Genomic DNA, 17,097 nt, shown 5'->3' on the forward strand with positions numbered 1-17,097 from the left:
GCTACCAGGGCCCGCCATCGGCCGGCCCCGCCGACTCGGCCGCCGGAACCACCACCGTCCCGACGGCGGTCACCGCCACCACCGGCGGATCGAGCACCTCCGCCGCCGACCCGCCCAACTCCGGCCGCCCCCGGCACACCACCCGGCACTCGAACTCACAGGTGCGGCTGCGACTGCCGACCCGAACCACCGTCGCCGCCACCTCCAGCACGTCCCCGGCCCGGACCGGCGCCTCGAACCGCACCTGCGCGTAGCCGGCGAACAACCCCTCGTCGCCATCGGTCCGGATACACACCTCGGTCGCCACGTCACCGAACAACCCCAGCACGTACGCCCCGTCCACCAGGTTCCCCGCATAGTGCGCATGCGAGTACGGCACGTACCGGCGGTGCAGCACCGTCAGCCCCAGCCGTGGATCCGCCGCCACGTCCCGCCCGGTCATCCGCCCATCCCTTCCGCTCCGCGACCCGATGACCGACCCCGGCCACCACTCGCCGCCACCCCGTCCCGGCCACCCCCGCCGCCGGCCACCAACCGGTGCACCAGATAGCTCGCCACCTCACCCGGGGTCGTCCCCCGGCCGAAAATCCGATCCACGCCCAGCTCCTCGGCCATCAACTCGTCGAACCGGGGCCCGCCGACCACCAGCAGCGGACGCCGGCCGGCCGGCATCGCCTCCCGAAACGCCGCCGACATCTCCCGGACGTTGTGCAGATGCGCGTCCCGCTGCGTCACCACCTGCGACACCAGCACCGCGTCCGCCCGCTCCGCCCGGGCCGCCGCCACCAGGTCCGGCACACTCACCTGGGCACCCAGGTTCGTCACCCGCAACTCCCGGTAGTACTCCAGGCCCTTCTCCCCGGCGATCCCCTTCACGTTCAGGATCGCGTCGATCCCCACCGTGTGCGCGTCGGTGCCGATACACGCACCGAGCACCGACAGCTTGCGCCGCAGCCGCCGCCGAATCAGGCCGTTGACCTCCTTCGCCGACAGCAGCGGATAGTCCCGCTCCACCACCCGCACCGCCGACAGATCCACCAGATGGTTCACCCGGCCGTAGACGACGAAGAACGTGAAGCCGTCACCCAGGGACCGGGCGTGCACCAGCATCGCCGGATCCAGCCCCATCTTCGCCGCCAACTGCAACGCCGCCCCCTCGGCCCGCTTGTCATGCGGCACCGGCAGGGTGAACGACACCTGCACCATCCCGTCCCCCGTGGCGTCCCCGTACGGGCGCACCACCGGACCACCGCTCACGACCCCGCCTCCAACAGCTCCGTCGCCGGGTTGTAGTAGTCCTCGGCATGCGCCGCCACCCCGGACAGTCCCCGACCCCGGTCCGCCGGCCGCTTCGTGATCCCGAACGTGCCGTCCGCGATCGCCGGCAACAACCCGCCGCCGGCGATCCGCTCCAGCAGCACCACCGCCTCACCCAACACCGTCGCCGCCCGCCGCTGGATGAACCCGCCCGGCGCCGGCACGAAATCCTCGTGCAACCCGCCAGCCGCACCGAGGACGTACCGGACGTTGCGCAGCGCGATGTCCCGATCCGACAGCCACGGCGTCACCACCGCCTCGGTCATCATCCCGACCAGCAGAATCCCCTGCCCGGTCATCGTCCCGACCAGATTGAAGAACCCGTCCAGCAGATTGCCCCGGAACACGTCCCCGGTCATGTGCCGGGTCGGCGGCATCCACTTCAACGGCGCGTCCGGGAACAACTCCCGGGCCAACAACGCGTGCGCCAACTCCAACCGGAACGACTCCGGCAGATCCGGGTCGATCTCGAACGCGTGCCCCAACCCCAGCTGCGCGTCCGGCAACCCCGCCTCGTGCGCGAAGTACTCGTTGAGCAGCTGCGACACCGTCACCGTGTGCGCCTCGTCGACCGCGTCCGCCGTCGTCAGGTAGTTGTCCTCACCGGTGTTGATGATGATCCCCGCCCGGGCGTGCACCTGCCGGGAAAACCGCTGGTCCACAAAGGTCCGCACCGGATTGATGTCCCGGAACAGGATCCCGTACATCGAATCGTTCAACATCATGTCCAGCCGCTCCAGGCCGGCCAACACCGCCATCTCCGGCATGCACAGGCCCGAGGCGTAGTTGGTCAACCGCACGTACCGGCCCAACTCCTTCGACGAGGAGTCCAGCGCCGCCCGCATCAACCGGAAGTTCTCCTGCGTCGCGTACGTGCCGGCGAACCCTTCCCGGGTCGCCCCCTCCGGCACATAGTCAAGCAACGACTGCCCCGTCGACCGGATCACCGCGATAACGTCCGCACCCGCCCGAGCCGCCGCCTGCGCCTGCGGAATGTCCTCGTAGATGTCCCCGGTCGCCACGATCAGATAGATCCACGGCCGACGCGGAGGATCACCGTGCCGGCGCACCATCCGGTCCCGCTCCGCCCGACGGCGGTCGATCCGGCGCAGCCCCGCACCGACCGCCCGCCGCGCCGCCGCCCGGGCCGACCCCGCCGCCCGACCCGCCGGCACCTCGAACCGGACCGACCCGGCCGCCGCCTTCTGCGCCAGCAGCGTCACCGCCGCACCGACATCCGTTCCCGCCGGCACCGCACCCAACTCCCGCCGCAGCGCGTCGAAAACCGGCACCGCCACCCCGTGCGCCAGCCCCACGTCCGCGACCACCGCGTCCACCAACCGGTTCACCCACGGAATCCCGTCCGGATCCGCACCACCGATCCCGGCCAGCCGCAACACCGCCCGCTCCACCGACACCGTCGTATGGCTCCGGGCCAACTCCACCACCGGCCGCCCGGCCAGCCGCGCCAACTCCCGCGCCCGGCCCACCAGCACCGGATCCAACGCCAACTTGCCACCCGACCCGCTATCCCGCACCATCGCCCGACCCCAACCGCCCCGTCACGACGCCTCCTCCCCGTCGAAGATCACCGAACCGCGCAGCACCGTCCGGCGACACCCCGGCAACGGCGTCGGATCGTCCGGCCCCCGCTCCTCCGGATCCGCCGACACCAGCACCGGCAACCCACCGTCCACCCCGGCCGGCGTCGACCAGACCGCGAACGTCGCCGCCGCACCCGGCACCAACACCCCCTCGGTCAGCCGAGGATCCCGGCCACCCGCCCCCGTCGGCACCGCCCGCCAACCACCCCGGGTGTGCGCCGCGAACGCCGCCCGCAGACCCATCCGCTGCGCGGGATTGAAATGCGCCACCGCCGCCCGCACCGAACCCCACGGATCCAGCGGCGTCACCGGCGAATCCGAACCGAACGCCAACATCACCCCGACCCCGTGCATCGCACCCATCGGATTCGACTCCAGCGCCCGCCGCACACCGAGCCGCGACGCGTACATCCGCCGCTCGCCACCCCACAACCGGTCGAACGCCGGCTGCATGCTCGCCACGATCCCGTACTCGACGAAACCGGCGATCAACCGCTTGTCCATGATCTCGGCATGCTCGACCCGGTGCCGGGCCGCCCGCAACCGCTCCACCCCGAGCACCCGCGCCGCACCGGCGAACCCGGACAACACCGTGGCGATCGCCGCGTCCCCGATCGCATGGAACCCGCCCTGCACCCCGTGCGCCGCACAGTCCAGCAGATGGTCCCGGACCTGCTCCGAGGTCAGATACCCGTACCCGCACGCCCCCGGCTCGCCGTCGTCGTACGGCACCGACAGGTGTGCCGTACGCGCCCCCAGCGCCCCGTCCGCGAACAGGTCACCACCGGCACCGACGGCACCCAACTGGCGAGCCCGCTGCGCCCCCATCAGCTCACCCCAGTACCCGTACACCTCCGGACCGTCGACACCGGACAGGCCGAGGACGGCCGTGAAATCCGCCTCGCCGGAGATCTCCGGCCCACCACACTCGTGCACCGCCGCGATCCCCAACGACGCCGCCCGGCGCAGCGCCACCCGCTGCGCCGCCCGGCGCTGGCCGTCGGTCACCGAACCCAACGCCAGCTCCCGCACCACGTGGTGCGCGTCCCTGCGCACCCATCCCGACCCGTCGAAACCGGGAACACCGGCCACCTCCGGCGCCGCCGCCAGTAGCGCCGACGAGCAGAGCGCCGAATGGATCGACGCCTGGGACAGATACACCCGCCGGCCACCGGCCGCCCGGTCCAGCTCCGCCGCCTCCGGTACCCGCCGGTCCGACCAGCCCGACTCGTCCCAGCCGTGCCCCAACACCACCGCGTCGGCCGGCAACCCCGCCGCGAACCCGGCGACCGCCGCACAGACATCGGCGGCCGACCGCGCACCGGACAGCTCCAGCCCGGACAGCGCCAGCCCGGTATCGGTCGCGTGCACGTGCGCGTCCACGAACGCCGGCGTCACCAGCGCGCCGTCCAGCTCCACCACCCGGTCGGCCGCCGGAGCGTCGGCATCGGCACCCAGCCAGTCGATCCGGCCGCCCCGGACCAGCAGCGCGGTCGCCTGCGGATCGGCCGGACAGTACAACCGGCCGCCACGGTAGAGAGTCGAGGGGTTCGTCATCGCCTCAGTCTGCCGTGAGTCGGTCCGTGAACAGCGCGCGCACTCCGGGCACCGTACGCAGCAGCGACAGCGCGTACTCGGCGTGCCCCGGCAGGTAGCCGTTGCCGATCAGCATCGTCACGTCGGCCGCCAGACCCTCCGCGCCGAGCGCCGCCGAGGCGAAACTCGTGGCCATCGAGAAGAAGACCACCGTCCCACCCCCGGCGGTGGCCAGGATCGCCCCGTGCTCGCAGCCGGGCACGTCGACACAGACCACGGTGACGTCCGCCGGTCCACCCAGCGCAGCCGTCACCGCCGCCGCCAACGCCACCGGGTTCCGGGCGTCGGCGAGTACCACCGCGTCGGCCAGCCCGGCGTCGGCCAGCCGGTCCCGCTCGGCCGGCACCGGCACCACCCCGACGGTCCGGCCGGCCCCCGCCTGCCGGGCGGCGGCCAGGGCCAGCGAGCCGCTCTTGCCGGCCCCGCCGAGCACCGCCACCCGCGGCGCCCGGTAGCCGCGCACCGTCCGGGCGGTCAGCGCCGGCGCACCGCAGACGTCGAAGACCGCCAGACTCAGCCGGGGGTCGAGGTCGTCCGGGAGCACGGCGACGATCGAGCGGGCGAACAGGATCGCGTGCCCGGTGCAGGGCACCTGCTCGGAACGGCCGTCCCAGTCGACGAGGCCGTCGGTCACCGCCAGCGGGGTCAGGGTGAGCGAGACCAGCGTCGCCACCCGGTCGCCCGGGCTGACCGGCAGCGGCGACTCCGGGCCGACCTCGTCGACCGTGCCGACCAGCATCCCACCGGATCCCGTGACTGGATTGTGCATCTTGCCGCGCTCGCCGATGATCTCCAGCACCTCGGCCCGGACCGCCGCGCCATCCCCACCATGCTTCTCCGACAACTGCCGGAAGCTCGCCGCGTCCAGGTTCAGCCGCTCCACCCGGATCCGGACCTCGTCGGCGGCGATCTCGCTCCGGGCGTCCAGCCGGTACGCCGCCTGCGGCAGTACCCCGGCCGGCTCCACCACCCGGCGCAGCCCGACCGCCGACGTCGCCGCCGTACCTCCCGGTGTCGCCCCCACCGCTGCCCCCTCCCGACGCCGACGGGACATCAATCCAACCCGCCCTGAACAGGAAAACTTACGGCAGGATATTTCCTAGGCGGGAAATCTTCCAGTAGCGTTCGAGATCGAGGCCCAGACTGGCCCCGCCCCAGACCCACCGACACCCCGCGAAACCGACACCCGAAACCGGAGGAGGCGCCGTGACCCAGGCCGAACCGGCAACCGCCGTGCTCGCCCCCCGCAACCCCACCGAACCGGCACAGCCCGGCCCGGCCCAGGCGCCCACCGGCCAGCCCTACGAATACCGCCGCCGCGCCCTGGTCGAACCCGACTGGACCCGCTTCCCCGGCTGGCGCCAGACAACCCGCGAAGAGTGGGAATCCGCCCAGTGGCAGCGCGCCAACTGCGTCAAGAACGTCAAGCAGCTCCGCGCCGTCCTCGGCGACACCGTCGACGACGACTGCTACGCCGACCTCACCGCCGACCAGGCCACCCAGGCCACCATGTCGATGCTGGTCCCGCCACAGATGCTCAACACCATGGTTCCGCACGGCCCGATCGACACCGACGCCTTCCGGGCCGACCCCATCCGCCGCTACATGCTGCCGCTGCGCACCGACCGGCGCACCGACTGGCCCTCCCACCCGTACGCCACCCGCGACTCGCTACACGAGCACGACATGTGGGTCGCCGAGGGCCTGACCCACCGCTACCCCACCAAGGTCCTCGCCGAACTACTCTCCACCTGCCCCCAGTACTGCGGGCACTGCACCCGGATGGACCTCGTCGGCAACTCCACCCCCACCGTCGACAAGCTCCGACTGCGCCTCAAGCCCGTCGACCGGTACGGCGCGCACATCGACTACCTGCGCGCCCACCCCGGCGTCCGGGACGTCGTCGTCTCCGGCGGCGACGTCGCCAACGTCCCGTGGCGGAACCTCGAGTCGTACCTGATGCGGCTGCTGGAGATCGAGACGATCCGGGACATCCGGCTCGCCACCAAGGCACTCGCCGGACTCCCCCAGCACTGGCTCCAGCCGGAGGTGGTGGAGGGACTCGAACGCGTCGCCCGGACCGCCGCACGCCGGGGCGTCAACCTCGCCATCCACACCCACGTCAACCACGCCCAGTCGCTCACCCCGCTGGTCGCCCGGGCCGCGCAGACCGCCCTGGAGGTCGGCGTCCGCGACGTACGCAACCAGGGGGTGCTGATGCGCGGGGTCAACGCGACCGCCACCGACCTGCTCGACCTCTGCTTCGCGCTCCAGGGGGAAGCCGGCATCCTGCCGTACTACTTCTACATGTGCGACATGATCCCGAACGCCGAGCACTGGCGGGTGCCCGTCTGGCACGCCCAGCGCCTCCAGCACGACATGATGGGCTACCTGCCCGGCTACGCCACCCCACGGATCGTCTGCGACGTACCCTTCGTCGGCAAGCGCTGGGTGCACATGGTCACCGAGTACGACCGCGAACGCGGCATCTCGTACTGGACCAAGAACTACCGCACCTCGATCGAGTCGGCGGACCACGCCGCACTGGACCGGCGGTACGCCTACTACGACCCGATCGACACCCTGCCCGAGGCCGGCCGGGCCTGGTGGGCCCGGCACGGCACTCAGCACGCCGGCTGAGGGGCGGACGACCGTCAACGGTCGAACGACTCCTTGGCGTTGCGGCCGGCTTCCTTGATGTTGGAGCCGGCCTGCTTCGACTTGGCCCGCATCTGCTCGGAAGCACCCTCGCCGCGCATCTGCTCGTTGTCGGTCCGGTCACCCATCCGTTCCTTGGCGGCGCCCTTCAGCTCCTCCGCCTTGTGGCGCATCTTGTCCATGGCGCTCATGTCGCACTCCTCACCTCGATGGCTCCGCTCGTGGCGGCTGGCCGCAACTGAGTTGCCCGACCGACAGGTAATGAAACCTGCCTAATCGGCCCAGGCCTCGTGAGCAGGCATAAAAGCCGCATAGCCGGAGGGTCTGTCGTCGTGGCTGCGCGTTGCGGCTCTCCCTGACCAGGTCACAACCCGTAAGGCATCCTAGGACGCTAGCCTGAGCGTGACGCCCGGTCGGGATGGTTGACTGGACGGATGGCCGAGATCGTTCTCATCCGTCACGGCGAGACCAGCTGGAGTGCCAGCCACCGGCACACCTCCCACACCGACCTGGAACTGACCCCGGACGGCGAGCGGCAGGCCCGCGAGGTGGCCGTGGAACTCGACGGGCGAGCCTTCTCCGCCGTCCTCTCCAGTCCCCGCCGACGGGCCCTGCGCACCGCCGAACTCACCGGGCTGCGGGTGACGGAGGTCGACGAGGATCTCGGCGAGTGGAACTACGGACAGTACGAGGGGCTGACCACCACCGAGATCCGCCGCGATCACCCGGACTGGGTGCTCTGGACCGACGGCTGCCCCGGCGGCGAGTCCCCGGAGCAGGTCGGTGCCCGGCTGGACCGGGTACTGGCCAGGGCGACCGCCCTGCTCGACACCGGTGACGTGGCCCTGGTGGCGCACGGGCACAGCCTGCGGGTGGCCGGGGCGCGCTGGATCGGGCTACCCGCCAGCGGCGGCGGGCTGCTGCGCCTGGACACCGCCACGGTCTCCGTGCTCGGCTACGAACACGGCCGCCCGGTCATCCTGCGGTGGAACTCGCCGCGTCCGGCGGGAGCGCCCGCAGCCGGGCCGCCCCCGGATCCGCGCTGAGCCCCGGCTCCGCCGGCAGCTTCGGTGGGCGGTTCTCGTACGGGATCGAGAGCACCACCGTGGTCCGGGTGGTGACGTTCGCCGCGGTACGGATCTCCTGGAGCACCCGCTCCAGGTCCACCGGACTGGCCACCCGGACCAGCAGCAGGTAGAAGTCCTCCCCCGCCACCGAGTAACACGAGTCGATCTCCGGCAGGTGGGCCAACCGCTCCGGTGCGTCGTCCGGCTGCGACGGGTCGAACGGCCGGATCGCCACGAACGCGCTCAACGGCAGGTCGATCGCCTCGAACGAGATCCGCGCCGCGTACCCCTTGATCACGCCACGTTGCTCCAGCCGGCGAACCCGCTGGTGCACCGCGGACACCGACAGTCCCACCCGCTCGGCCAGGTCCGTGTACGACAGCCGGCCGTCGGCGGCCAGGGCCGCCACGATGGCCCGATCGGTCTCCTCCACGGCGTGCAACCTACCGGTAAAGCGCGGCCCGGACGACGCCGAACCGGCCACGTCGACGCCGCGCGTTATCAGGTCGATAGCTGGCGACGGCCCGCCGCGTCAGCCGACAGGCCCGGTGGACGGGACTCGGCAGCCCCGGCAGGCGATCCCGGGGGCGGCGCGGGTCAGCGGGCCAGCGAGCGGGATATCACCAGGCGTTGGATCTGGTTGGTCCCCTCGACGATCTGCAACACCTTCGCCTCCCGCAGGTACCGCTCGACCGGATGGTCCGCCACGTAGCCGGCACCGCCGAGCACCTGCACGGCGTCGATGGTGACCCGCATCGCGGCGTCGGTGGCGAAGAGCTTCGCCTTGGCCGCCTCGGTCGAGTACGGCCGCCCCGCGTCCCGCAGTCGGGCCGCGGCCAGGGTCAGCGCCCGGGCCGCCGACACCTGGGTCGCCAGGTCGGCCAGGAGGAAGCCCACCCCCTGGAAGTCGATGATCGGCAGGCCGAACTGTTCCCGCTGCCGGGCGTAGTCGACCGCGTAGTCGAGCGCCGCCTGGGCCAGCCCGACCGCGCAGGCCGCGATGCCCAGCCGGCCACTGTCCAGGGCCGACAGCGCGATCCGAAACCCCTCCCCCTCGGCGCCGACCAGTCGGCCGGCCGGAACCCGGGCGCCGTCGAAGGCGATCTGCGCGACCGGCGAGGAGCGCAGCCCCATGGTGCGTTCCGGGGCCTGCGGGACGATTCCCGGGGTGCCGGCGTCGGCGAGCAGGCAGGAGATGCCCCGCGCGCCGGGACCGCCGGTGCGGCAGAAGATGTTGTAGAAGTCGGCGTTGCCGGCGTGGGTGATCCAGGCTTTGGTCCCCGAGACGAGGTAGTCGTCGCCGTCCCGCCTCGCCCGGGTGGTCAGGGCCGCCGCGTCCGAGCCTCCCTGCGGCTCGGAGAGACAGTACGCACCCAGCAGTTCGCCGCCGATCATGTCCGGCAGCAGCTTGCGTACCTGCTCGCCGCCGTAGCCGGCCACCGGGTAGCAGGACAGGGTGTGCACGCTGACCGCCTCGGCCACCGCCAGCCAGCGGCTGGCCAGGACTTCCAGCACCTGGAGGTAGACCTCGTACGGCTGGGCCGCGCCGCCGTACTCCTCCGGATAGGGCAGGCCGAGCAGCCCGGCCCGGCCGAGGGTGCGCAGCAGTTCCCGGGGGAACACGCCGCGCTGCTCGAAGTCGGCCGCCCGGGGCGCGAGTTCCCGGTCGGCGAGTTCGGTGACGAGGTCGAGCAACTCGTACGCCTCGTCGGTGGGCAGGATCCGGTCGACGGTCACGGCGTACCCCCACTTCGCTCGTCGCGTCCGCTGCGCACCGCTGGCCCGATCACAGCCGCACCAACTCCCGGGGAATGGTGTTGAGCCGCTCCGCCCCGTCCGGGGTGCAGACCACGATGTCCTCGATGCGGGCGCCGTGCCGGCCGGCCAGGTATATCCCCGGTTCGACGGAGAACGCCATGCCGGGCTCCAGCGGCAGCTCGTTACCGGCGACCAGGTACGGGTCCTCGTGCCCGTCCAGCCCGATCCCGTGCCCGGTGCGGTGCAGGAAGGCGGCGCCGTAGCCCGCCTCGGCGATCACCTCGCGGGCCACCGAGTCGATCGCCGCCGCGCTGACCCCGGGCCGGACCGCCCCGACCGCGGCCCGCTGGGCGGCGTGCAGCACCTGGTAGTAGTCGGCGAAGTCCGGCGGCGGGGTGCCGATGACGTAGCAGCGGGTGGCGTCCGAGCAGTAGCCGGACGGCATCGTCCCGCCGATGTCCACGACCACCGGTTCACCGACTCCGATCACCCGGTCGGAGGTGCCGTGGTGCGGGCTGGCGCCGTTCGGGCCGGCGGCGACGATCGCGAAGTCGGCGGTGGCGTGGCCCGCCTCCCGGATGGCGACCGAGATGTCGGCGGCGACCTGTGCCTCGGTCCGGCCGGGGCGCAGCCACTCGGCCATCCGGGCGTGCACCGCGTCGATCGCGGCACCGGCCTCCCGCAGCGCCGCCACCTCCGCCGGTGACTTGCGCAGCCGCAGCTCCCGCAGGACCTCTCCGGCGAGCCGCTGGGTGGTGCCGGGCAGCGCGGCGCGCAGCGCGAGCACCTGCTCGGCCCACATCCGGTCGCCGAGTCCGACCGCGCCGACGGGACCACCGAGGGCCTGCACCACCAGCGGGTACGGGTCGGTGCCGTCCGGGTGGTCCACGATGCGTACGCCCGTGCCCGGCGCGGGTGACGCCTCGGCGGCCGGCCTCTCCAGCGTCGGTACGACGAGGGTGGGTTCACCACCCGCCGGCAGCACCAGGCAGGTGAGCCGTTCGAGGGCGTGCGCGTGGTAGCCGGTCAGGTAGCGCAGGTCGGAGCCGGGCGGGATCAGCAGGGCATCCAGTCCCGCTTCGGCGGTGGCCTGCTGGGTCGCCGCCAGCCGGTGCGCCGGATAGAGGTTTTCGTAACCCACGTCACCAGCTTAACGGTCGTTCGGGTGGAACCGACCCCCGGACCGACCCGGAGAGCGACCTCCGCTTTCCGGACGACCTCCCCCGTGGTGGTCATGCGGAAGCGGAACCGACACCCCGAGGCGGATCCCGGGCCTGGGCCCTCGACGCCTGTGGTCAGCCGGTCTGTACGAAGCCTTCCGCGTCGAGCCACGCCTCGCATGCCTGGGCCCAGCGGGCTGTGTGCGGAATGTGGGTGGCGCCGTGCGCGCCGTAGGCGACTCCGTTCGCCAGGCCGAGGCCATGCCATCCCCGTGGATAGATGTGCAGCTCCACGGGGATGTCGGCGTCGAACAACGCCCTGGCGTACGCGAGGGCGTTCGGGAACCCCGGCGGGTCCTCGGCGGTAGCCCACAGGAAGGTGGGACAGGTCTCAGCGTCGATGTTGCGGGCCGGCGACAGTTCCTCGCGCAGTTCCATCCGCCCGTCGAGGATCCACTCCACCGGTGCGTCGGGCAGGAGGTGCAGATCCGCTGGGGAGTAGGCCAGGATCGCGAAGTCCGGCCGCGGCGGCGGCGAGACCAGCCGTTCCGTCGACAGCACCGTGCCGGTGGCCAGCAGGCCGGCCAGATGCCCGCCGGCGCTCGAGCCGATGACGCCGACGTGCTCACCCACCTCCAATCCGTGCTCGCCGCTACGGATCCACCGCAGGGCGGCACGGCCGGACTCCAGCGGTGCGGGGAAGCGGTGGTCGGTCATCAGCGGGTACCGCAGGACGAACGCGTGCAGTCCGACACCGCTCAACCAGCGGGCATAGCCTTCGCCCTCATGCTCGGTGTGGAATCGGTATCCCCCGCCCGGTAGCACGAGTACCGCCGGCCGCCGGCCGGGAAAACGCTGATCTGCTGGGTAGGAGGTGATGTCGGGTTCGCCCGCGGCGTGCTCGCGTCGTGCGGCCGTGGTGTCCATCCCGGTGGCGTCCTGCCGCGCGGTGGCGGTTGTCCGGGTTGTGTCGGTGGTCATGGGGGTCCTTCTCGTCGTCGGTAGTGAGGACGGAAGCAGTGACAGGCCACCGGAGAAGACCCGTTCGAGCACGAGCCGGCGCCCCACCCCACCCGGCCCGCCGCAGGGTTCACCCACGGCGGACAGAAGTGAGAAGGAAGTCCGGACAGGCCCGACCGGCAAGCGACGCGGGTAACGCGTCATGGCTCAGCGGCGGCTGAGGTTGCTGCTGCCTCCATCGTGTCGGCCCATCCGGGGCGCGCCACCAGCCTAGCGATCAATGCCGGCAGCGCTCAAGTCACTCCTGGGGGATCGCCGGACCTGACGACTCTCGGACCAGCCGACAAGAAGAAGAGTCTTGACAAGAAAAATTGTCGGTGCGAGAGTTCTCGTACCGGCCGGCGCCACCGAGCCGGAAACCAGATCTTCGACAGCCGAGGAGTTTCGAGATGACCACCCTGACCACCGCCCAGCCGATCACCCCGACCGTCGCCGCCGCCGGCAAGGGCCGGGTCCTGAGGTTCCGGATCGGCGCCGTCGGCGCCGCCGTGCTGGTCAACAGCGCCATCTACCTCGCGGGACGGACCCTCGGCACCGACTTCGTCCTCAGCGCCGCGGGCAACCCGGTGCCGCACCCGCTGGTCCTGACCGAGATCGCCACCATCAGCGCGGTCTTCGGGCTGCTCGGCTGGGGCAGTCTTGCCCTGCTCGAGCGCGTCACCCGCCGGGCCCGGCAGGTCTGGGCCGCCCTCGCCACCGTGGTCCTGGCGCTGTCCTTCGTGCCGCTCGGTATGGATCTGGCCTCCGCCGACACCAGGGTCCTGCTGGGCGTGATGCACCTGGTGGTCGCCGCCGCGCTCTTTCCGATGCTGCGCCAGACCCGGGTCCGGGGCTGAACCCGCCGGCCCGGCGGGGGCCGGCACCGATCACCCGAACAGCGCGACACGTGGCAGCGCCCCGGATCCGACGGCTGGTACGCCAGCGGTGGATCCGGGGCGCTGCCGTCGCGGGGCCTGCGCCCGGGGCCGGCGGCGCTGTGCCAGGCTGTCCGGGTGAACGACAGCCGCCCCCTGCTCCTCATCGACGCACCCAGCCTCTACTTCCGGGCCTACTTCGGCATCCCGGAGTCGGCCGCCAAGGCGCCGGACGGCAGCCCGGTCAACGCCGTCCGGGGTTTCCTGGACATGCTGGCGACACTGATCCGCACCCGCCGGCCGGACCGGCTGGTCTGCGCGCTGGACTACGACTGGCGCCCGGCCTGGCGGGTGGCGCTACTGCCGTCGTACAAGGCGCACCGGGTGGCGCCGGAGGGCGGCGAGGTGGTGCCGGACACCCTCTCCCCACAGGTGCCACTGATCCTCGAACTGCTGGCCGCGGTCGGCATCCCGGCGATCGGAGTGGACGGCTACGAGGCCGACGACGTACTCGGCACGCTCGCCGCGACCGCACCGGCACCGGTGGAGGTGGCCTCCGGCGACCGGGACCTGTTCCAGCTCATCGACGACAGCCGGCCGGTGCGGCTGCTCTACTGCGGCCGGGGCGTGGCGAAGCTGGAGGACTGTGACGACGCCGCCGTCCGGGCCAAGTACGGCGTGCCGGCCGCCGGGTACGCCGACTTCGCCGCGCTGCGCGGCGACCCCAGCGACGGACTGCCCGGAGTGGCCGGCGTGGGCGAGAAGACCGCTGCCCGGCTCGTCGAGCGGTACGGCAGCCTGGACGGGATCCTCGCCGCGCTCGACGACCCGTCCTCCGGCTTCGCCCCCGGACTGCGGACCAAGCTGAACGCGGCCCGGGACTATCTGGCCGTCGCGCCGACGGTGGTCCGGGTGGCGCTGGACGTGCCGCTGCCGCCGCTGGACGCCACCCTGCCGGCGGCGCCGGCCGACCCCGACCGGCTGGTCGCGCTCGCCGAGCGGTGGAACCTCGCCGGGCCGTGCCGCCGGCTGGTCGACGCCCTCGCCGGCGACACGGCCTCGGCCTGACCCGGTGTCAGAAGGGCTGGGTCCCGAAGCACCGGCCCGGGCCGGACGACGGAGTGGCCCGGCCCGCTGCCTGCTCCTCGGCACGCCGTTCGACCGCGAGGCGTTCGGCGGCTCGACCGCCCGTCAGGTGGCGCCGTGGTACGCCAGTACGCCCCGGTTGATCGTCGCCATCGCCTGCCGCGCCGCGCCGCGCAGCTCCACCGAGGCACCCGCCGAGTCCGCGACCTGGCCGAGCAGGTCCACCACCTGCCGGGCCCACCGCACGAAGTCACCGGCCGGCATGTCACCGTCCAGGTTGTGGCCGCTGGCCAGTACCTTCGCCAGCGCCTCGCCCCGGGCCCACCGGTAGACCGGCCAGACGAAGCCGAGATCCGGCTCCCGGGTCGCCTCCAGCCCGCGGTCGGCCTCGTCGGACTCCAGCTCGGCCCAGATCTTCAGCGTCTCGCCCACCGCGTCCGACACCGGGCCCCGGGGGACCGAGGCCCGCTCGTCGGTGTCCCGCCGCGCCTCGTAGACCACCACCGATACCGCGGCGGCCAGCTCGGCCGGGGAGAGCCCGTCCCAGACCCCGCGCCGCAGGCACTCCGCGACCAGTAGGTCCGCCTCGGTCCAGATCCGGCCCAGCATCCGGCCCGCATCGGTCACCTCACCCGCCTCGGAGAGGTAGCCACGGGCGGTGAGGATGCCGCAGACCCGGTCGAAGGTCCGGGTCAACGACCCGGTACGCCCGGAGACCCGCTGCCGCAGCTCGGCGGTGTCCCGCTCCAGCCGGCGGCGGCGCTCCGCCCAGCGGGCGTGCTCCTCCCGCTCCGGGCAGCCATGGCAAGGGTGCCGGCGCAACTCGGCCCGGAGCTGGCTGAGTCGCTCGTCCTCGCCCCCGCCGCCCCGGGACCGGCCGGCACGCCGGGAATGCCGATCCAGGCCGGTGCCGCTGACCGCCGCCGCCAGGTCCCGGCGGGCCGCCGGGGAGCGGTGGTTGAAGTGCTTCGGCACCCGGATCCGGGCCAGCACCTCGGCCGGAGTGGTGAAGTCACCGGGGGTGATCCGGCCGGCCCAGCGGTCCTGGGTCAGCACCAGCGGGCGGGGCTCGCCGAACCCGCCGACGCCGGGTTCCAGCACCACGGCCAGCCCGGCCCGGCGGCCCGAGGGCACCCGGATCACGTCACCGACCCGCAGCCGCTCCAGCGCGGCCAGGGTCGCCGCCCGACGCTGCGACTGCCCCTGCCGGGCCAGCGCCTGCTCCCGGTCGGCGATCGCCAGCCGCAGCCCGAAGTACTCGTCGAAGTCGCCGTGGTGGCAGCGCACCTCCGCGCCGTACGCCTCGATGGTCTCGACGTTGCGCTGCACCTGCCGGGCCAGCCCGACCACCGACCGGTCCGCCTGGAACTGCGCGAACGACGACTCCAGCAGCTCCCGGGCCGGCGCCGCACCCACCGACCCGACCAGGTTCACCGCCATGTTGTACGACGGCCGGAAGCTGGACCGCAGCGGATAGGTACGCGTCGAGGCCAGCCCGGCCACGTGCCGGGGATCGACCTCCGGCGACCAGACCACGACGGCGTGCCCCTCGACGTCGATCCCCCGCCGCCCGGCCCGGCCGGTCAGCTGGGTGTACTCCCCCGGCGTCAGGTCGACGTGCGCCTCGCCGTTGAACTTCACCAGCCGCTCCAGCACGACGCAGCGGGCCGGCATGTTGATCCCGAGCGCCAGCGTCTCGGTGGCGAAGACCGCCTTGACCAGCCCGCGGACGAACAGCTCCTCGACCACCTCCTTGAACGCCGGCAACATCCCGGCGTGGTGGGCGGCCAGCCCGCGCTCGAGGCCGTCGAGCCACTCCCAGTAGCCGAGCACGGCGAGGTCCTCGCCGGGAACGCTGGTGATCCGGCTCTCCACCACCCGGCGGATCTCGGCCCGCTCGTCCGGGCCGGTCAGCCGCAACCCGGCGGCCAGGCACTGCGCGACGGCGGCGTCGCAGCCGGCCCGGCTGAAGATGAACAGGATCGCCGGCAGCAACCCCTCGCGGTCGAGTCGTTCGACGATGTCGGCCCGCAGCGGCCCGCGCCAGCGTGGCCCCCGGGGACCACCTCGCCCCCACCCCGGCCCGTGCGTACGGCCGTCGCCGAGTTCGAGCCGGCGCAGCATCTCCCGGGTGTAGCGGAGCAGCTCCGGGTGCACGTCGTGCTTGCGGGCCGCGTCCGCGTCGTGGAACAGGTCGAACATCCGCCGGTTGACCAGCATGTGCTGCCAGAGCGGCACCGGCCGGTGCTCGCTGACCACCACCTCGGTCTCACCGCGCACGGTCACCAACCAGTCGGCGAACTCCTCCGCGTTGGAGACCGTCGCGGAGAGCGAGACCAGGGTCACCGACTCCGGCAGGTGGATGATCACCTCTTCCCAGACCCCGCCCCGGAACCGGTCGGCGAGGTAGTGCACCTCGTCCATCACCACGTACGCCAGCCCGGCCAGGCTCGACGAGCCCGCGTAGAGCATGTTGCGGAGCACCTCGGTGGTCATCACCACCACCGGCGCGTCGCCGTTGATCGCGTTGTCCCCGGTGAGCAGCCCCACCTGCTCGGAGCCGTACCGGGCCACCAGGTCGTGGTACTTCTGGTTCGACAGCGCCTTGATCGGGGTGGTGTAGAAGCACTTCCGGACCGGTCCGCCCGGCTCGGCCCCGACGTCGGCGCGCAGCGCCAGGTGCACGGCGAACTCGCCGACGACGGTCTTGCCGGCACCGGTCGGAGCGCAGACCAGCACCCCGCTGCCCCGCTCCAGCGCCTGGCACGCCTCCCGCTGGAAGTCGTCGAGATCGAAACCCAGTTGCTGGGCGAACTCGTCAAGCGCGGGGAACATGCTGGCCTGCGTGGCCCGGCGGCGCGCCGCGGCGTACCGCTCGGCGGGGCTCGACATGAAGCCAAGATTAGTGCGTACCGGGTGGTCGCATGGCGGCAGGCCGTGGAGCGGACCCCGAAGAGCCGGTCGGTAGGGTGCACGA

14 protein-coding genes and 1 pseudogene are annotated in these 17,097 nt (G+C 72.6%); 4 read left to right on the forward strand and 11 right to left on the reverse strand.

Translation table 11 applies throughout. From position 1 onward, the window contains the following. Nucleotide 1 precedes the first annotated feature (1 nt). The 5 genes and pseudogenes from kal to kdd all read right to left on the reverse strand — a co-directional run bounded on the left by kal (nucleotide 2) and on the right by kdd (nucleotide 5,571). Entirely contained in the window at nucleotides 2-442 is a 441-nt protein-coding gene (gene kal, locus EV371_RS17765) for a 3-aminobutyryl-CoA ammonia lyase (protein WP_130463031.1), read from the reverse strand. A gap of 86 nt (nucleotides 443-528) precedes the next feature. Further along, a pseudogene (kamE, locus tag EV371_RS17770) lies at nucleotides 529-1,257 on the reverse strand (lysine 5,6-aminomutase subunit beta); the annotation flags it as partial. Continuing rightward, on the reverse strand, nucleotides 1,254-2,858 hold the full coding sequence (gene kamD, locus EV371_RS17775; protein ID WP_130463033.1) for a lysine 5,6-aminomutase subunit alpha: 1,605 nt from the start codon (nucleotides 2,856-2,858) through the stop codon (nucleotides 1,254-1,256). The gene kamD and the pseudogene kamE, both read right to left, overlap by 4 nt. A 21-nt stretch (nucleotides 2,859-2,879) precedes the next feature. Further along, nucleotides 2,880-4,478 (reverse strand): amidohydrolase family protein, encoded by a 1,599-nt coding sequence (locus tag EV371_RS17780; protein WP_130463034.1) that lies wholly within the window; start codon nucleotides 4,476-4,478, stop codon nucleotides 2,880-2,882. Nucleotides 4,479-4,482: 4 nt separating this feature from the next. Then, nucleotides 4,483-5,571 carry an L-erythro-3,5-diaminohexanoate dehydrogenase gene (kdd, locus tag EV371_RS17785; protein ID WP_486484672.1) on the reverse strand — a complete coding sequence of 363 codons (1,089 nt, stop codon included), beginning with the start codon at nucleotides 5,569-5,571 and terminating at the stop codon, nucleotides 4,483-4,485. Between the two features lie 179 nt (nucleotides 5,572-5,750). Here kdd and EV371_RS17790 point away from each other — a divergent pair, with 179 nt between their 5' ends. Next, nucleotides 5,751-7,157 carry a lysine 2,3-aminomutase gene (locus EV371_RS17790; RefSeq protein ID WP_130466012.1) on the forward strand — a complete coding sequence of 469 codons (1,407 nt, stop codon included), beginning with the start codon at nucleotides 5,751-5,753 and terminating at the stop codon, nucleotides 7,155-7,157. 14 nt (nucleotides 7,158-7,171) lie between these two features. Here the strand turns inward: EV371_RS17790 and EV371_RS17795 are convergent, their stop codons facing one another. After that, nucleotides 7,172-7,366, reverse strand: coding sequence for a CsbD family protein (locus EV371_RS17795; protein WP_130463035.1), 195 nt, complete (start codon nucleotides 7,364-7,366; stop codon nucleotides 7,172-7,174). A 243-nt stretch (nucleotides 7,367-7,609) separates the two neighbouring features. Between EV371_RS17795 and EV371_RS17800 the strand changes: the two genes are divergently transcribed. Next, nucleotides 7,610-8,221, forward strand: a complete 612-nt coding sequence (locus EV371_RS17800) for a histidine phosphatase family protein (protein ID WP_130463036.1) — start codon at nucleotides 7,610-7,612, stop codon at nucleotides 8,219-8,221. Here the strand turns inward: EV371_RS17800 and EV371_RS17805 are convergent. From EV371_RS17805 to EV371_RS17820, 4 genes are all read right to left on the reverse strand, one after another. Further along, nucleotides 8,151-8,675 (reverse strand): winged helix-turn-helix transcriptional regulator, encoded by a 525-nt coding sequence (locus EV371_RS17805; RefSeq protein ID WP_130463037.1) that lies wholly within the window; start codon nucleotides 8,673-8,675, stop codon nucleotides 8,151-8,153. The genes EV371_RS17800 and EV371_RS17805 overlap by 71 nt on opposite strands. 164 nt (nucleotides 8,676-8,839) lie before the next feature. Next, on the reverse strand, nucleotides 8,840-9,979 hold the full coding sequence (locus EV371_RS17810) for an acyl-CoA dehydrogenase family protein (RefSeq protein WP_130463038.1): 1,140 nt from the start codon (nucleotides 9,977-9,979) through the stop codon (nucleotides 8,840-8,842). 49 nt (nucleotides 9,980-10,028) lie between these two features. Continuing rightward, nucleotides 10,029-11,141 carry a M24 family metallopeptidase gene (locus EV371_RS17815; protein WP_130463039.1) on the reverse strand — a complete coding sequence of 371 codons (1,113 nt, stop codon included), beginning with the start codon at nucleotides 11,139-11,141 and terminating at the stop codon, nucleotides 10,029-10,031. Between the two features lie 154 nt (nucleotides 11,142-11,295). Further along, nucleotides 11,296-12,141, reverse strand: coding sequence for an alpha/beta hydrolase (locus EV371_RS17820; protein WP_486484673.1), 846 nt, complete (start codon nucleotides 12,139-12,141; stop codon nucleotides 11,296-11,298). A 428-nt stretch (nucleotides 12,142-12,569) separates the two neighbouring features. Between EV371_RS17820 and EV371_RS17825 the strand changes: the two genes are divergently transcribed. Both EV371_RS17825 and EV371_RS17830 read left to right on the forward strand, forming a co-directional pair. Beyond that, entirely contained in the window at nucleotides 12,570-13,016 is a 447-nt protein-coding gene (locus tag EV371_RS17825) for a DUF6069 family protein (protein ID WP_130463040.1), read from the forward strand. 156 nt (nucleotides 13,017-13,172) lie between these two features. Beyond that, on the forward strand, nucleotides 13,173-14,102 hold the full coding sequence (locus EV371_RS17830; RefSeq protein WP_130463041.1) for a 5'-3' exonuclease H3TH domain-containing protein: 930 nt from the start codon (nucleotides 13,173-13,175) through the stop codon (nucleotides 14,100-14,102). A gap of 123 nt (nucleotides 14,103-14,225) precedes the next feature. Here EV371_RS17830 and EV371_RS17835 read toward each other — a convergent pair whose 3' ends face one another. Then, complete coding sequence (locus EV371_RS17835) at nucleotides 14,226-17,012, reverse strand: DEAD/DEAH box helicase (RefSeq protein WP_130463042.1); 2,787 nt, start codon at nucleotides 17,010-17,012, stop codon at nucleotides 14,226-14,228. Between the last annotated feature and the right edge of the window lie 85 nt (nucleotides 17,013-17,097).

It is taken from the genome of Plantactinospora sp. CNZ321, assembly GCF_004217235.1.